This window comes from Ruegeria sp. CE9, from assembly GCF_056537425.1.
Window position 1 is genome coordinate 146,745 of record NZ_JBQFRO010000009.1, and the last position, 14,766, is coordinate 161,510.

Here is a 14,766-nt window from a genome sequence, read left to right on the forward strand (position 1 = left end):
GTTCAACCCTCAACCAAAAGCGGCGTTACGTGTTGACCCGGCAGAAACGAAGCGAGAGGGGTCTTTGCCACGCGCCAAGGGCCTGACTCTTCCGGCACGGAAATTGTGATTGTGCCTTCGCTTCGGAACAATATGTCCGGGTTGAGCCGTTGCAGATGCTCGTCGTCCCCGACCAGCCAGATATGTCCGGCGCGGGTTAGTGTGCTTTCCGGTAGTGTCAGCGTGTCTGATATCGTACGTCCTGGAAGCCGAACCTTTAGGAAATCGCCCGCCAGTATCCGATCATCGGGTGAAGTGACGTCCAGAAAGACCCGCACCTGTCGCGTGTCCTGATCCAGAAACCCGCCGCCGCGACGGACTTGGGCCTCTCCCAACAACGCCCCAGAGCGATGTATCAACTCTGCCTTCGCCCCGGACAATGGATGTTCCAGAAGCGCCCAGTCTGCCTGGCTGAACTCGGCAACCAGTTCGAATTGCCTGTCGTCCGACAAGTGCAAGAGAGCATCGCCCGGAGCAACCGTTTGACCAAGGCTGGCAAAGCGACGCGTGACAAAGCCCGAAAACGGTGCGACCACATCAGTTTCCGCCAGTTCGGTTCGCGCCGCATTGAGGCGCGCCTCGGCTGCCACAACGGTTTTTTCTGCAACGCGCAGTTGCGGTAAATTCAGTGCCAGATCAGTTGGCGGCTCCACCCCATCCCGCTCGAACTGACGTTTAGCAACAGTGACATTGTTCTGCGCACGCAGGAGGCCCAGCTTCGCCTGTTCAAGTTCTATCTCAGCCGCTGCGACTGCGCTGTCGTACGGCGCTTTTTCAATTGAAAACAAAGGCTCTCCACGTGCCACCTTTGCCCCGGACAAAGCGGCATCGTGAACCGCAATAATCCGCCCGGAAACAGCAGATTTCAGCTCGGCATCCCAGCGTGGACGAACCTCGGCGAAGGCGAAAATCTGCGCCTGGACTTTCTTGGGGGCCACAGCAACCACAGAAACAACAGGTGGTGGTGGCGCCGTCGTTGTCGCCTGAACGTCAATTGTGTCTTCGGTATCGAACAAAAGCATCACAATCGCAAACAACAGCACCACTGCAAGCCCGATCCAAAGCCATCGGCGTTTCGCGTCCTGTGGCGGTTCCGCGGGTTTTTCAGTCATGAAACAGCCTTTCTCAACGCAATTGATTCTATTGTCCTTGCCAGGGCGGATGAGGTGTTATATAAAATGAACGATCGATCGTACAATATAGAAAATGAAAAAATGTCAGATGATGCAAAGGCAGGTTCGGCCCGAAAGAAGGCAACGGCGAAGCGGCGCAGTCAAATCCTGGATGCCGCAATCATGTGTTTTCTCGAGCAGGGATACCATCAGACCGGCATACGCGACATCGCGACCCGGGCCGGGGTCAGCCTTGGAAATCTCTACAACCACTTTCGCGGAAAACACGATATGCTTGTTGAAATGGCAATGCTGGAGCGACGCGAACTGGAGCAGTTTCTTGTCATTCTTAGCTCGGGATCATCCGCACCGACGATTTTGAAGAAATTCATCGGCGCTTACGCCAAGTATCTGGCCGCGCCGGAAAATATCATCCTTACATTGGAGGTTTCGAGTGAAGCCATTCGCCAGCCGGACATTGCGCAGCTTTTTATGGAGAACCGTGCAATGCTGGCCAATGCACTCGAAGCGGTTGTAAGGCAAGGGGTAAAGGATGGTGACTTGCGTACAGTACCGGATCCACTTCAGGCTTCTCAATTGGTGATAGAAGTACTGGAAGGCAGCGCATATCGAAGCGTGCTGGCGGATACGCCCATGACGGCGATAATTGGTTGTGTGGAAGATTTTGTTATGAGTTCACTATTGGCCCGCCGTTGACATATTTAACAAGCTGCGTTGGCGCTCATGAAAGTCAGCTATCAGGTGCCGCAGCGAATGTCCGGAAAGCGGGCTGCCGGTGCAGAATCTTGAGAGTAGGGCGAAGGTCTGAAATGGGCCGTTTACAGTCGTTCTTGAACTTCGATCCCCAGAATTGTGGGTAAATGCCGGGAAATCTCGCGCCAAGATTCACCTTCGTCGTGGCTGGCAAACACTGAACCACTGTTTGTGCCAAAATAGAGTCCAGGCGGATCATCCGTATCGCCGGCCATCGCCTGACGTAGAACGGTGAAGAAGCAACCCGTCTGTGGAAGCCCCTTTCGCATTGCCTCCCATGTCTCACCGCCATCGCGGGACCGCCATACTGCAGCAGCCGCGTTTGGCGGATACCGGCCCACCGAATCTCCGTTGAGTGGCAGGGTCCATATCGTTTTGGAGTCGCGCGGATGCACACGGATCGGAAAGCCAAACGTCGAAGGCAGACCATCCGTTATGTTGTACCAACTGCGGCCACCATCCGATGAACGCCAGACACCATGGTGGTTCTGCTGATAAAGTAAGTCGTCAGCCCCGTTCGCGCGCATCATGTTGTGTACGCAGTGTCCTGTCTCGCAATCACGAGGCGCTGCAGGATGATCGTGGTGACCGCAGTCTTGTGTATTTGATAGCCTGTTACGCCGTTCCCAGGTTTGGCCACCGTCTTCGGAAGCAAATACACCAGCCGCGGATATTCCGACCCAAAGTTTCTGAGGATTGTCGGGATCAGAAATAATTGTGTGCAAAGTCAGCCCAGCTGCGCCCGGGTTCCAGCTGTCGGCTGACTCATGCTCGCTCAGGCTGCGTAAATCTTCCCATGTCTTTCCGCCGTCTGAGCTTTTCAGCAGCTTTGCAGGCTTGGTTCCGGCATAGAGGTTCCCGTCGGTGTGATGCAAAGACCAAATTTGGGAAAACTTGTCTTCAAACGGGAGCTGTTCATCTATCCAACCAATCATTTCGGCGAAATCTGGATCATTGGCAGCCCAATTGTCCAATTCACCTTTGCTGAGCCGCGTGACATTCCACGTTTTGCCGCCATCGTCTGAGCGCCAGACGCCTGCGCCATTCCAATCGCTGCCGCCGCCGGCCCAGATTGTCCCCGTTTCCGGATCGCTCGTAAAATGATTGATGGGCCAGCCGTCGCAGTACGGACCATCAACTATCCATGGACCTTCCGCACCATCGCGCCGAAGCAGAAAAGCGCCTTTTGTTGTGCCAATAAGAATTGTTGTTTCTGAGGACGACATTGCTTTCACTCCACGTTGCGTGAACAGGCTGCTTGCCGCCCGCTAGACCTCGACCAGTGATTGGAAACTCGCAAAAATCATGCGTTTGCCATCAAAGGGCATTGGATTGTTCTCCATAGACGCCTGCATCTCGGACATGACCTTTTCCATGTTTGCATCGTGGGTCTCCTTGTCGGGCCAGATGACGTGCGAATAGGCGACGGTTTCATCCGGTTCGCACTTCACAGCCATTGGGAATGACGTGACTTTGCCGTCCGGAACATCATCGCCCCAAGCGTCCACGGCGGCGAGTGCGCCATGCTTTTTGAACAAAGGCGTCACTTCTTTGGAATGTGCAATGAAGACATCCTTGTTCGCCGTGGGGACGGCATAGGCTGCAACAGTAATATAGGTCACACCAAACTCCTTGATTTATGATGCTGCAAATGCGGCTTCCAATTTGGAAATGTCGATCTTCTTCATCTTGTACATCGCTTGGCGCGCTCGCTCTGCAGCGGCCTGGTCTTTGGCAGCCTGCATATCAAGCAGTACTTGCGGGTAGATTTGCCAGGACAGGCCCCAACGATCTTTGAGCCAACCACACTGAGCTTCCTCACCCCCACCCGAGGTCAGCGCCGCCCAGAGACGGTCGATTTCACCCTGATCCTTTGCAAGCACACTGATCGAAGCCGCTTCGGTCAGCTTAAAGTGAGGACCACCATTCAGAATCTGAAACGGAGCACCTGCAAGTGTGAAGTCCACCAACAACGGCTCCTCCACGTCCGGCGTTAGAACGGTTTCCAACTGGCTATCAGGCAGCAATGACACGTAAAACGCCGCTGCATCCGCGCCGCCACTCTCAAACCAAAGGCAGGTGCGGACCTTTTGCATTATGCAACTCCTGTTTTCTAAGGGTATCCGTTCCAGTTGGAAGCGAGATACTACTGCCATTCCTGACCACCGTTGAACGCGATCTGAGGCCGCCCGATTCAAGCGCCTTGATCCCTTGTCAGGCATAATCGGTGAGCAATCTCATTGCGCACCAACTCAAGAATCTCTGTTCCACAAACAACACAATATTGACAGAAACGTTGATGTCAACGTAAACGGAAAATATGAGATCCGACTTGCCAATTGAAGTTACCCATGAGGTTCGGGATCGGTGCTTGTGTCTACACCTTCAGCGTGCCGCACGGGCAATTGCCAGGCGATTTGATGACGCTCTGAGACCGCTGGGTTTGACCCACGGCCAGTACTCACTTTTGATGGCGTTGAATCGCCCGGGGGCACCGAGACTTGGCGAATTGGCGAAGTTCCTGGCCATGGATCGCACAACCCTGACTGCAAATTTGAAACCATTAGAGCGTCGGGGGCTTCTGAATATGCAACCGGACAGCAGCGACAAACGCAGCAGGCGCGTCGGTTTGTCAGACGCGGGCCGTGACCTACTGGTTCAGGCCGTTCCTGTCTGGCGAAAAACCCATGACGACGTTGATGCACTACTCGGAAGAGACGACACGCAGCTTTTAAAGGCTGACTTATTGTCCCTGTCTTTTGGGGAAACCTAAATGGAACTTCTGGAATAGAAACCCCAAAGCCGGATTAATACCGCAGAATTTAAGTTCGCCAAGGTTCCGATTTTTTTTGTCGCGGCGAATGGCGACTTGGCTGGCTGCATCCGCGGTAACTGAGAGCCGGGTCGAGTGAGCGCTTTGGGCTACTAATTCGGCGATCCACATCTAGAAGATTGGGAACCAAGTCGTGAAACCTTCGATTTCCAACGCAAGATGGGTTGTTTAGGCACACTTGAGTGGCAATCATTGGAAACAGAAAAATCTCAAATGTTGGAGCTGTATATGATCAGAACTGCATTCGTTTCTTCATTATTGTTAATTTCGTCCCTGTCGCCAATATCCGCTGACACGGCCATGGAGTGCGGTGTACAAGTCTCCAGCCAAGTTGAGATTGCCTCCTGCGTCGATGCGCAAGTCCGAATTCTCAATCAAGCGCTGGATGAGGCAATTGGTTTTGCACAAGACGCAGCCAGTGAGTTGGACCGTGTGAACGAACGCGATGTTGCTCTGCCCGCCTTGGAAGCGGCGCAAACGGCTTGGGTTGCTTATCGTGATACACAATGCAGCTATAGTGCTGCATTGTTCGGTGGTGGGTCCGGGGCTGGTATCGCTGAAGGCGCGTGCCATGTTGAGTTGACCCGGTCACGGATCGCTGAGCTAATGGACTCCCTTCCATGAGTCCGCGTCTTCTCCAATTCAGCGTTTCTGCGGCCATCGTCGCTGCAATCGGCGTAAGTATCGCGTTGGCCGAAGTACCTGTTCCTGAGTTTGCAGAAGATGACCTGGCGCGGATATGGATTGAGGGAGATGCAATCCACTATTCGGGTGCAATCTCACTTGCGTCACAGGACGTTTTCTTGGATTTCGTTGCGACGGAAGACACGTCAGCTGCTAGGCGTTTTGTGATCAACTCACTGGGCGGCGATACACACGTTGGTCGTGTCATCGGGCGCTGGATTTATGATCAAGGCCTGTCGGTTGTCGTTGATGCGATCTGTTTTTCTTCCTGCGCCAACTACGTTTTTCCGGCAGGGACATCTCGCAGCATTCGTGCCGACTCTTTCGTGGGTTGGCATGGCTCTGAAACGCAATACGAGGTTACCGCTTTGAGTATTCCCGGAAAGAGTGGCGAGGATCTCGAACGAGAGTCGCTTAGAGCGGCACTCCTCCCAGTCCTGCCAGAAGATGCCTCTGACGCGGACATTGAGCAGGCAGTCGATCAGCAAATCGAGTTGGCAAACGCCTCGCGACAAGACGAAGCGGAATTCTTCGCAACTCTCGGCATTGATGCCGAGTTCACTGTGCATGGCCTTCGTCCCGGCAATATTGAGGCTTGGCGTCAAAGTGGGCGAGCAGGTTGGACATATACCTTGGAGGACATGAAGCGTCTTGGTTTGGGTCCGATTCAGTACCTGGGTGAGGGAGACTATGCGACCAGTCGGCAAGTGATACGAAACGTGTTTGTTGCGCCGCTAGATCCAGAAGAAGCTCCTACGCAGTAGCGATTGAACTCAATCAATCGCCCACAACGTTCAGAAACACTGGAGATCGACGGCAATGCGAACGGGCTGCGCTCCTGCGATATAAGCGTCCAGTTCCTGGTCCGGTTTTGGTGATGCATAACACCCGGTCAAAACCCCTGCTGCCTCCAGTGCCCGCTGCACCATTTTCTGTTGCCCGTCCCAATCGGAGGGGTTTTCTGTATCAAGCGTCACAACAGCTTCATCGCCGGTTTGTTGCACAGTTGCTGCGATACCATCGATCACATAGGCGGGCTGCGCCAGATCATCGGAAGTAACGTCACACCCGGACGTGATTATGAGCAGCAGGGCCAGTACTCGTTTCACTGTTAGTCCTCCAAAAATGCGTGTTGCTCAGAGGCGCATTTGGTCATCGCCGTGCCAATCAGACTTGCCAATCTGCGCTGTCTGTCGCTTGAGCCTCTTAGTTGCTTAAGTTTTCCACCGTGTTCGGGATAAGTTGCAACGCATCCAGCACAATGGTGTCGGTCCGCTTTTCCGAATATCCATGCTGCTGCAATGTGCGTCCTACGAGTTGCACCACTTCGGGTGAGCCCGCAAACTTGGAATGCGACCCGGTCCTGGAATCATCGATGTCGCTGAGATCAATAACAGTGATGCCAAGTCCGGCCAGTTCGTCCACCTCAGCATCTCCAACGCGGTCGATGCCCCCGGCAACCTGGCGCGAGAGCCCCAATGCGGGGTCGCCATCGGAAATGAGGACATAAAGATTTCCAGGGTTGTTGGTAATCTGGCTGAGTTGAGACGCGAACACGTCCACGTCTATATCCGGCGCCGCAAACAGGATGTTCCTTAGACGCCCTGAACTGCCGAGCGATCCCTGTAAGTCCGACTGGACCATGACTTCTGTGACCAAAAGTGTTCCCATGGAATGTGCAAATACATCGAACCCGGAGGCATTTGTTTGAACGATCAGACCGGAGGCCTCTTCCAACAACGGCCTAGCCGCAAGGACGCTGTTCAGGTCATAGGCATATTTCGCAACCTGACCGGCTGATGCCCAGGAAAACAAGACCGGCACGCCTTCAAATCCGGAATCTTCAACGAATTGTGCGACGCGTAGCACCGCGTCACTCAGTGTATTGTTGTAGCCATGGACAAAGACCAACACGTCTCTGTTTTCTCGCGGTCTTTCGGAGAGTGCATTGTTGATTTTTGCCACAAACCCCGAGCTATCCTGAAACACTATTGGATCAACGACCGTAAAGTCCCGGCTGGCGTCCGGAGGGAGCCTCCGGGGGCGCGTGATTTCACCGGGCTGGTGGTTGGGTGGGATCGTCACGGTGACAACCGCCAATCCCAACTTGTCAGATCTTTCTGACGAAAAAAGCTCAGCGGTATCGGGCGAGGGTGAACGTGTTGTGGCTATAAATATATCGTGACGAGAGACCTGCGTTTCCATCTCAGGGCTTCTTTCAGGATCGGCGACACCAATCACGTTAGGAGGACGCGAACAGGCGGCAACCAAAATAGTTGCCGTGAAAAACACAGGAAGTAGTTTCCGAAAGAAATGCGTCGCAATCATACTCTTTCGCACTCGAGAAGCACCTAACTTGCTTCTGACTTTTTCAAGTGCTGGTTTTCCGGATAGTGCATACGAACGGCAATATGATCGTAGGTTTGAAGTAGGCATAGCCCAAGAGATGTGGAGCCTCAATTGCCAAGCTCCTGTGCCAAATCATGAAATAAGACAGGGTCCAGGGCCGCCGGCATACGATAGGGATTAGACATAGCGTAAGTGGTAAACAGAACAAACCCGGTATATGTCGCAAAAGCCCCCAACAGGATGAGGTTCTCTCTAATCGGCGGGAATGGGAAATACCCGATGGATAAGAGCAGAACGCCGGATATTGCGGCAATCCAAAACAGAGAGCTCAAGGACGATTTTGCTTGATATTCTCTGAGATCGCGGCTGTCAGAGACGAGACTAAGGTTATCGAGTAAGTTGTCTCGGATGGACTCATGGCGTGCGGTCTGGGGATCAAGCTCTAGTGCCGCATCGTAGGCGATGCCCCAGGCTTCCCATCCTGAATCAAGTAAATCTCCTGTTTTTCCCAGGCTCTCCCATTCCGAGTTAGCAGCAATCGACAAATAATTGCGAAGCGCAGCTTGAATCGCCCCCGTTTCTTCCTCACCATATCTGATCGCGTCGTAATACGCATCAGACACAGCGTTGGTTTCGACGGCGCTTTCGAATGACAATTGATGGTAGTCAACTACTTCGGAGGCAAAGACCAAGGCAAGAACCAGGCTGTGCAAAGCGGCAATTCGGAACAAAATTGAGGCTGCAAGGTCTCGCGTTTCTTGGTTTGGGTTCGAGCCCAGTACCAGCCGGGCAAGGAAGTAAACGCCGTAAACCGAAGAAATAGTAGCGAGAACGATCAATACTGCTGTCAGCATTCGGTATCTTGCTCCCACCGGTCCTTTTGTCGAATGATACATCGACGCTGAAACGAAGATGCAACTTGTAGTACTACCCAAAAGGAAACTGGTCTCAACTGCAGCGTCTTCCAGTACAACTGCCAGTTTAGGCGAACTGTTGCCGGAAAGTTGAAACCCAATCGCCGATTAAGATCAACAAGATTGTCAGTGCAACAATGGTGTGCTTGGGTGTGGAGCCGCAAACTCCTGTTACAATGGCAACATCGTACCTCAAAAAATGCAACAAAACCCCGTATGCGTGAGGGTGCCGGACGATCTTCGCAAATTGCGTGCGTGAACGTCGTGCATGCAGATTGTACAAATGTAGCGAAGGTCCTGCGTGGATGGTTCCTGCATGGCAAGGTATTTTGAGCTGATACGAGCGTCTGTCAGATGCAGTCGTGTGCCCGGCCTGTTTGCGCCGTGCACGCGGCTGCTGGCCCTTATGGTTTCCGCTGACCAAGTCTCAAACCGCTTCGCGGACGACGATGTGTCCCTGATATCCGACGGGGTGTCTAGGTTGGCGGGCTGACATTGCTCCATCATCTCCATGGTCTTGCGTCTCGGATGTTTCTTTGTTTTCCGTTATGCTTTGTCCATGAACATCTACGGCTTCGATCACATCGTGCTCTGCGTTCGCGACGTCGACGCAACGCTTGAGTTCTATCAACACCTGCTAGGTATGTCCCCGCGAGAGGAACGCCCCGGCAAATGGTCCCTACATTTCGGTTCAAACAAAATCAGTCTCCAAGATGCGGGCACAGCACCAAATCTGGCGAAGAAAACTGTTCCGGGAAGCGGCAATTTCTGCCTATTGACAGATACGCCAATCGAAGAAATCACCGAGAAGCTTCGCGCGCATGACGTCACTATCGTCGAAGGGCCTTCTGAGAAACTGGGCGCCGTCGGAAAGCTGATGTCTGTCTACTTCCGCGACCCCGATGACAATTTGGTCGAGGTTAGCAACAGACTGGCATAGCAAACAGAGTGCAACACACTGGCAGCCACGCAACCACGGTCGGGAACAAGCGCCAGCCTTTCGACATTTGCATCTTGTGAAACGCCCAATATAACCTTGATGTCGAATCCAAGAGAAAAAATCAGCTCGCTTATCACGGCACAACGTTAGTGCCACAAGACTAATTAATCTGTGGAGCAGTCATGCCCAGAACGGGGTTCATAGATCATATCGGTGTCGCGGTGCCGGATCTTGCGACGGCGAAGGCCTACTATGACGATCTAATGCCGATCCTTGGTTTCAAGGAGTGGTTCAAAACCGAACCGGAGTTCAACTACGGACCGGATGGAAAACTCGGGACGCAGCTGTTCTTCTACCAAGCGAGGGACAATGGGCACTATTCGCGCCATGCTACGGGGTTACAGCACTTAGCCTTTTCGGTGGAAACGCGTGAGGTCGTGCGTGAGGCGTACAATTGGGCACTCTCGCGGAAGTCACATATTCTGAACGCACCCCAAGAGTTTCCTCAATACGGGACGCACTATGCGGCCTATTGGCTCGACCCACACGGCATCAAGCTTGAGGTCGTCTGCCACAAAGATGGTGAAAGCGATTGAGACATTAGTTTATCACCGAGCTACAAAGCCGGACATTTGATACACAGCCGAAAAGCCTCGCGCTACGTCCACCTAAAAGTCCGGCGACGAAGGTCCGGAGGGAGCCCATAGCTCCAAGGATCGACACCGCAGCAACTTTCAATCCAATGGCAGGTTTGTCCCGCATCCTGTGAATTCGCAGATGTCGAGATTTTGCATTTGCAGCGAATGTCAGCAAAGCAGGCTGCGACCGCAGAAAGCCAGCTGGGTGTCGAACGTCTCTTGTGGGCCGGCAATCCAACCACCCAAGCCTCAGACCGGTGGGCGCAGCTCGTGCCAATGAGTAAGTTTTTGAAACACGTCTGCAAGCTTCAGCAGTGAGGTCTCTTTATAATGGTGTCCCACTATTTGCAGTCCAATCGGCATACCCTTTTGTGTCTGGCCACAGGGAAGACTAATTGCTGGGTGGCCTGTAAGATTAAACCCGCATGTAAAGGGTATCAAACTTGCCAGTTCCTGTGTTGGGTCGAAGTCTGCCAGAGGCATCGCAGGGCGTGGTGTTGTCGGTGTCAGCAAAGCCTGCGCGTCAGCTTCCTTGAGTGCGTGAGTTAGTTCCTGCCGCAACTGCGATCGGATTTCTATAGCGCTCAGCAATTGATCCTCGGGAATTTCCAGACCAGAATCGATCATTTCCGTGACCGCTGGCGAGAAATCATCTCGACGCTTCATTAGAGCGTCAGCATTGGCACATGCCAGCTCTGTCGCAAAGAATGTGACGATTGCGTCCACAGCCAATGGCAGCGTTGGAACGTCAATTTCAACAACTTCCGCGCCTGTTTGGTGGAAAACGTTGCACGCCGCTGAAAATGCGGATTTGGTTTCCGAGTCGAGGTCGTAGGCTTGGGCAATCGCCTCTAGTGTCGCCGTTCCAAGAACTGCGATATTGTCTGCGGGGCGTGGTGTATCGCCATATGCCGCTCGGCTCTGCAAGGTTGCTTTATCCCAAGGATCTGGTCCTGCAAGTATGGGCAGAATCCGGGTGATTTCTGCGGCGGACCTGGCGATGATGCCAACATGGTCAATCGATGGGGCTGACGCCTGACGCATTACGCCCTGAGAGCTGATCAAGCCCCAGGTTGGCTTCAGGCCCGTTGTTCCTGTCATGGCTGCCGGTATGCGAACAGAACCTGCAGCATCGGTGCCAAGCGCAAAGCGGGCAGATCCAACGGCCACCGAGACGCCCGCGCCTGCACTCGATCCACCGGGATAGCAGGTTAGGTCCCATGGGTTACGTGTTGGTGGCTGATCCAGTCCGCAAGTCAACTCGTGCGCGATTTGCGTTCCGACCAGTATACCTCCTGCGGCGCGAAGCCGTTCAACCACTGCAGCGTCTTTTGAGGGAACACGGTGTTCATAAGCTTTTGAACCTCCGGATGTAACCACGCCCGTCACGTCGAACACCTCTTTTACCGCGAATGGCCATCCTTCAATCTGGGGCTCTTGAGGGCCAACATGGATGTCAGCCGCACCGGCCTGAGCGCCAGAAATCAGCAGATGTCTGTATGCGTGTACTTTGTCATCAGTGCGAGCCAATGCGTCCAGTGCGTCTGAGAGCTGACTGCTGGTGGTAACGGACATGGGTTTTCCACAGCTCCTTGTTGGCAATCAATTCAGTTACTAAGCAAATCGCTATTCGGTCCTAAGTCTATTTAGGCGCTTATGAATCAGCCGTGCCTTCAAGCTCATCCAGCAGCTTGTAATCTGTTGGCGGATCGTCACAAATGCCCGGTCCACATTCCAGAAGCGCTGAACCGACGTTGAGCGCAGCCAAAAGTAGGATCAGGAAAAACACCGCTTTGGCCAACTGGCTGCCGCCGAACCTTTCGGTTGCTCTCACGTCCGACGCTAGGTCGTATTGCTTTTCGAAAACCAGCATGATCGCGGTGCCAAGGATCACCAGACCAAAGGCTATTCCGGCCCATGTATAGAAATGTAAACCAAGTACAGGCGAGCCATAGTGACCTGTGCCTGGGACTATATGCAGCAGAATCTGGCGGATCGAAACGCTAATGCCGAAGATCGCCGCGACAAGAACTATTCCATAGTTTCTTGCGCGCGTACCCCACAACAGGTTCAGCCCCAGACCAAACCCGACGGCCACAAACCCAACACGTTGCAACAAACACAGTGGACAAGGCAGCTCGTACAATACGAGTTGAAAATAAAATGCAAGAACCAAAACAAGGCAAACCGCAAGGGCACCAAGCGCGTTCATGTTTCGAGCAAACTCAGGTGACATGCAAAGACCTCACAGTTGGATAGAAAGTGGGGTCGTAGCGTGAAACTTAAGCCAGTACGTGCTTATCAAAAGTGCAAGCACGAAGATGGCGTATGACGACCTTACAAGCTTGAAATACGCAAGTGCCATCGCGCTGGCAAAAAGTGCAAAAAGCAAAGCAATCATTAGATGCTCCTTACCGGATCGAAGGTGTCCGTGGTGACCAATGTCTATGAACTGAACCGGTTCCAGAGATTTAATCAAGCCTGTAGCGATCGTTTGAGTCGCACTATATTATCGACACTGACTACGCGTTGAAATTGCTATCTCAGCGAATGACCGCAAAGCAGGTTGCAACCGCAGCATCTATGAGTAAGGACGAGTGACCGGTTTGGGCCGCTTCCTATGATCAAGCGAAGTTGGGTATGAAAGATGGAGCGTCGTCTCCAATGATCGCGACAAGTCCAAACTCGAATGGTATCTGAAGTGCATTACTCCAGGGCTTTCAGCAAACTTGGTAATCGTGCGCCTTGCAGCATGATGTGATCGCGCATCAAAGTGTTCGCAGTTGCTCCATCCTTGTTGAAGATCGCGTCGGCAATCTGTTCATGCTCTTCGACCGATTTTTCCAGTCGACCGACAACTTCATATGGCAACAGCCGGTAGACGTTGATGCGAGCTTGAAGTCGCTCCAGTTGATCACTGAGCCATTCGTTTCCAGCTGCCCGGTGGATAGCCGCGTGAAACACGAGGTTTGCAGCTGCATAGGCAGCTGGGTCTTCTTTCGCGGCTGCGTCCTTGCATTGTTGCAAGCCTTCTTGGATCGACTTCTTGTGTGAGAGCGTCAAAGACTCGCTGGCTAAACGCGCCGCCATCCCTTCCAGTTCCGCGGCGACTTCGAATAAATCGTTCAGTTCTTTCGCAGACAAAACTCGAACTATGGCACCTTTGCGAGGCCTCGTTTCGAGAAACCCGCCATCTACCATTGACCTTATCGCTTCGCGTATTGGAGTGCGGCTGACGCCAAATCTTTTGGACAGTTCAGCCTCTTCCAACTGATCGCCAGGCTTCAGTAACCCACTGAAAATCTCGTTTTTTATCTGCTCGATAAGAATATCTGATGCGCGCGGCATGGCTGCTCCTTTCCAACATTTTCATACAGTGCAGCGGATTCCAATTCCATACAAAAAAGCATCAACAGGATTTTTTTAGTTGCTATATGTATACATATAAGTCATGTAATAATCCACAAGGAGGAATCACAATGAAAAATTTTGCACGATCAACTGCATTGGGCTTGGCGCTTTTTGCGGGCAGCGCACAGGCGGAAGAGCTGCGCCTCTCTCACCAATGGTCGACCGCAGATGTCAGGCATGAGGTCGCTCAAATCGTTGCTGATGAAGTCGCCGCCGCGGATGTGGATCTTGAGATCAAGATCTTCCCGTCCAAGTCGCTCTTTAAGCCGCGTGAACAGTATCGGCCACTGTCACGGGGCCAGCTTGATATGACGGTTTTCCCGCTGTCCTATGCAGGTGGGCAACAACCGTCATTCAACCTCACTTTGATGCCGGGTCTCGTAAAGAACCACGATCATGCCGCGCGTTTGAGCCAGTCTCCCTTCATGGAGGCACTCGAAGAAAAGATGGCTGAAGATGACGTGATGGTTCTTGTGCACGGTTATCTGGCAGGCGGCTTTGTCGGCAAGGACAAATGCATCACCAATCCATCCGATGTCGAAGGACTACAAACCCGCGCCGCTGGAAAGTCTTTTGAGCAAATGTTGGTAGGGGCAGGTGCATCGATTACGTCGATGGCGTCGTCAGAAATCTATTCGGCCATGCAGACGGGTGTTTTGGATGCAGCAAACACATCATCTTCCTCGTTTGTGTCCTACCGGATTTTCGAACAGGTCGCGTGTTATACGCCGGCCTCCGACATTGCGCTGTGGTTCCTGTATCAGCCGCTTTTGATGAACAAGTCCACGTTTGAAAGCTTGTCGGATGAGCAGCAGGCCGCACTCCTCGCCGCAGCGGAGAAAGCCGAGGCGCATTACCTCGAACAGGCGAAACTTCAGGACGCGAAATCGGTTGAGGTCTTCAGCGCAGCCGGCGTGGAGATCGCTGAAATGACCGCTGAAGACTTCCAAGATTGGCAAACGCTGGCGCAAGAGACGTCATATGCCACTTTTGTCGCCGAAGTTCCCGGCGGTCAGGAGCTTTTGGATCTCGCTTTGGCCGTCGAATAGCCCTGTTGCGTCCGGGGCCAATG

Annotated in this window: 17 protein-coding genes and 1 pseudogene; 7 read left to right on the forward strand and 11 right to left on the reverse strand. The window is 53.1% G+C overall.

Annotated features, from left to right (window positions below):
* Window positions 1–2: 2 nt before the first annotated feature.
* A complete protein-coding gene (locus ACR0B3_RS16915) occupies window positions 3–1,151 on the reverse strand; it encodes an efflux RND transporter periplasmic adaptor subunit (RefSeq protein ID WP_480810098.1) in 1,149 nt (382 codons plus the stop codon).
* Window positions 1,152–1,217: 66 nt separating this feature from the next.
* Between ACR0B3_RS16915 and ACR0B3_RS16920 the strand changes: the two genes are divergently transcribed.
* The gene (locus ACR0B3_RS16920) at window positions 1,218–1,868 is read left to right on the forward strand and encodes a TetR/AcrR family transcriptional regulator (RefSeq protein WP_480810099.1); all 651 of its coding nucleotides are present in this window, start codon (window positions 1,218–1,220) and stop codon (window positions 1,866–1,868) included.
* A gap of 122 nt (window positions 1,869–1,990) precedes the next feature.
* Here ACR0B3_RS16920 and ACR0B3_RS16925 read toward each other — a convergent pair whose 3' ends face one another.
* The 3 genes from ACR0B3_RS16925 to ACR0B3_RS16935 are packed head-to-tail and all read right to left on the reverse strand — an operon-like array spanning window position 1,991 to window position 4,021.
* A complete protein-coding gene (locus ACR0B3_RS16925) occupies window positions 1,991–3,151 on the reverse strand; it encodes a WD40/YVTN/BNR-like repeat-containing protein (protein WP_480810100.1) in 1,161 nt (386 codons plus the stop codon).
* A 42-nt stretch (window positions 3,152–3,193) separates the two neighbouring features.
* On the reverse strand, window positions 3,194–3,547 hold the full coding sequence (locus ACR0B3_RS16930) for a DUF1428 domain-containing protein (RefSeq protein WP_170720390.1): 354 nt from the start codon (window positions 3,545–3,547) through the stop codon (window positions 3,194–3,196).
* Between the two features lie 15 nt (window positions 3,548–3,562).
* Entirely contained in the window at window positions 3,563–4,021 is a 459-nt protein-coding gene (locus ACR0B3_RS16935) for a VOC family protein (RefSeq protein WP_170720387.1), read from the reverse strand.
* Window positions 4,022–4,395: 374 nt separating this feature from the next.
* On the opposite strand from ACR0B3_RS16935, the pseudogene ACR0B3_RS16940 reads away from it, so the two are divergent.
* From ACR0B3_RS16940 to ACR0B3_RS16950, 3 genes and pseudogenes are all read left to right on the forward strand, one after another.
* Window positions 4,396–4,509: pseudogene (locus ACR0B3_RS16940) on the forward strand (MarR family transcriptional regulator); the annotation flags it as partial.
* 477 nt (window positions 4,510–4,986) lie between these two features.
* Window positions 4,987–5,382 carry a lysozyme inhibitor LprI family protein gene (locus ACR0B3_RS16945; protein WP_480613306.1) on the forward strand — a complete coding sequence of 132 codons (396 nt, stop codon included), beginning with the start codon at window positions 4,987–4,989 and terminating at the stop codon, window positions 5,380–5,382.
* Complete coding sequence (locus ACR0B3_RS16950) at window positions 5,379–6,206, forward strand: hypothetical protein (RefSeq protein WP_480810101.1); 828 nt, start codon at window positions 5,379–5,381, stop codon at window positions 6,204–6,206. The genes ACR0B3_RS16945 and ACR0B3_RS16950 overlap by 4 nt, the downstream gene beginning before the upstream one ends.
* Before the next feature lie 30 nt (window positions 6,207–6,236).
* Here the strand turns inward: ACR0B3_RS16950 and ACR0B3_RS16955 are convergent, their stop codons facing one another.
* The 3 genes from ACR0B3_RS16955 to ACR0B3_RS16965 form a co-directional block, all read right to left on the reverse strand.
* On the reverse strand, window positions 6,237–6,551 hold the full coding sequence (locus ACR0B3_RS16955; protein WP_170720377.1) for a hypothetical protein: 315 nt from the start codon (window positions 6,549–6,551) through the stop codon (window positions 6,237–6,239).
* A gap of 97 nt (window positions 6,552–6,648) precedes the next feature.
* Window positions 6,649–7,527 (reverse strand): alpha/beta hydrolase, encoded by an 879-nt coding sequence (locus ACR0B3_RS16960; RefSeq protein WP_480810102.1) that lies wholly within the window; start codon window positions 7,525–7,527, stop codon window positions 6,649–6,651.
* A 371-nt stretch (window positions 7,528–7,898) separates the two neighbouring features.
* A complete protein-coding gene (locus tag ACR0B3_RS16965) occupies window positions 7,899–8,645 on the reverse strand; it encodes a bestrophin-like domain (RefSeq protein ID WP_170720370.1) in 747 nt (248 codons plus the stop codon).
* 619 nt (window positions 8,646–9,264) lie between these two features.
* Between ACR0B3_RS16965 and ACR0B3_RS16970 the strand changes: the two genes are divergently transcribed.
* Window positions 9,265–9,645, forward strand: coding sequence for a VOC family protein (locus ACR0B3_RS16970; protein WP_170720367.1), 381 nt, complete (start codon window positions 9,265–9,267; stop codon window positions 9,643–9,645).
* 182 nt (window positions 9,646–9,827) lie between these two features.
* Window positions 9,828–10,241: a VOC family protein gene (locus ACR0B3_RS16975; RefSeq protein WP_170720362.1), complete on the forward strand. Its 414-nt coding sequence runs from the start codon at window positions 9,828–9,830 to the stop codon at window positions 10,239–10,241.
* Between the two features lie 291 nt (window positions 10,242–10,532).
* Here the strand turns inward: ACR0B3_RS16975 and ACR0B3_RS16980 are convergent, their stop codons facing one another.
* From ACR0B3_RS16980 to ACR0B3_RS16995, 4 genes are all read right to left on the reverse strand, one after another.
* Window positions 10,533–11,858 carry an amidase gene (locus tag ACR0B3_RS16980; protein WP_170687410.1) on the reverse strand — a complete coding sequence of 442 codons (1,326 nt, stop codon included), beginning with the start codon at window positions 11,856–11,858 and terminating at the stop codon, window positions 10,533–10,535.
* A gap of 79 nt (window positions 11,859–11,937) precedes the next feature.
* Window positions 11,938–12,519, reverse strand: a complete 582-nt coding sequence (locus ACR0B3_RS16985; RefSeq protein ID WP_170687411.1) for a disulfide bond formation protein B — start codon at window positions 12,517–12,519, stop codon at window positions 11,938–11,940.
* A 9-nt stretch (window positions 12,520–12,528) separates the two neighbouring features.
* On the reverse strand, window positions 12,529–12,684 hold the full coding sequence (locus tag ACR0B3_RS16990; RefSeq protein ID WP_480480247.1) for a DUF5993 family protein: 156 nt from the start codon (window positions 12,682–12,684) through the stop codon (window positions 12,529–12,531).
* Window positions 12,685–12,989: 305 nt separating this feature from the next.
* Window positions 12,990–13,631 carry a GntR family transcriptional regulator gene (locus ACR0B3_RS16995; protein ID WP_480810103.1) on the reverse strand — a complete coding sequence of 214 codons (642 nt, stop codon included), beginning with the start codon at window positions 13,629–13,631 and terminating at the stop codon, window positions 12,990–12,992.
* Window positions 13,632–13,762: 131 nt separating this feature from the next.
* Between ACR0B3_RS16995 and dctP the strand changes: the two genes are divergently transcribed.
* Window positions 13,763–14,743 carry a TRAP transporter substrate-binding protein DctP gene (gene dctP / locus ACR0B3_RS17000; RefSeq protein WP_170687437.1) on the forward strand — a complete coding sequence of 327 codons (981 nt, stop codon included), beginning with the start codon at window positions 13,763–13,765 and terminating at the stop codon, window positions 14,741–14,743.
* The last annotated feature ends 23 nt before the right edge of the window (window positions 14,744–14,766 follow it).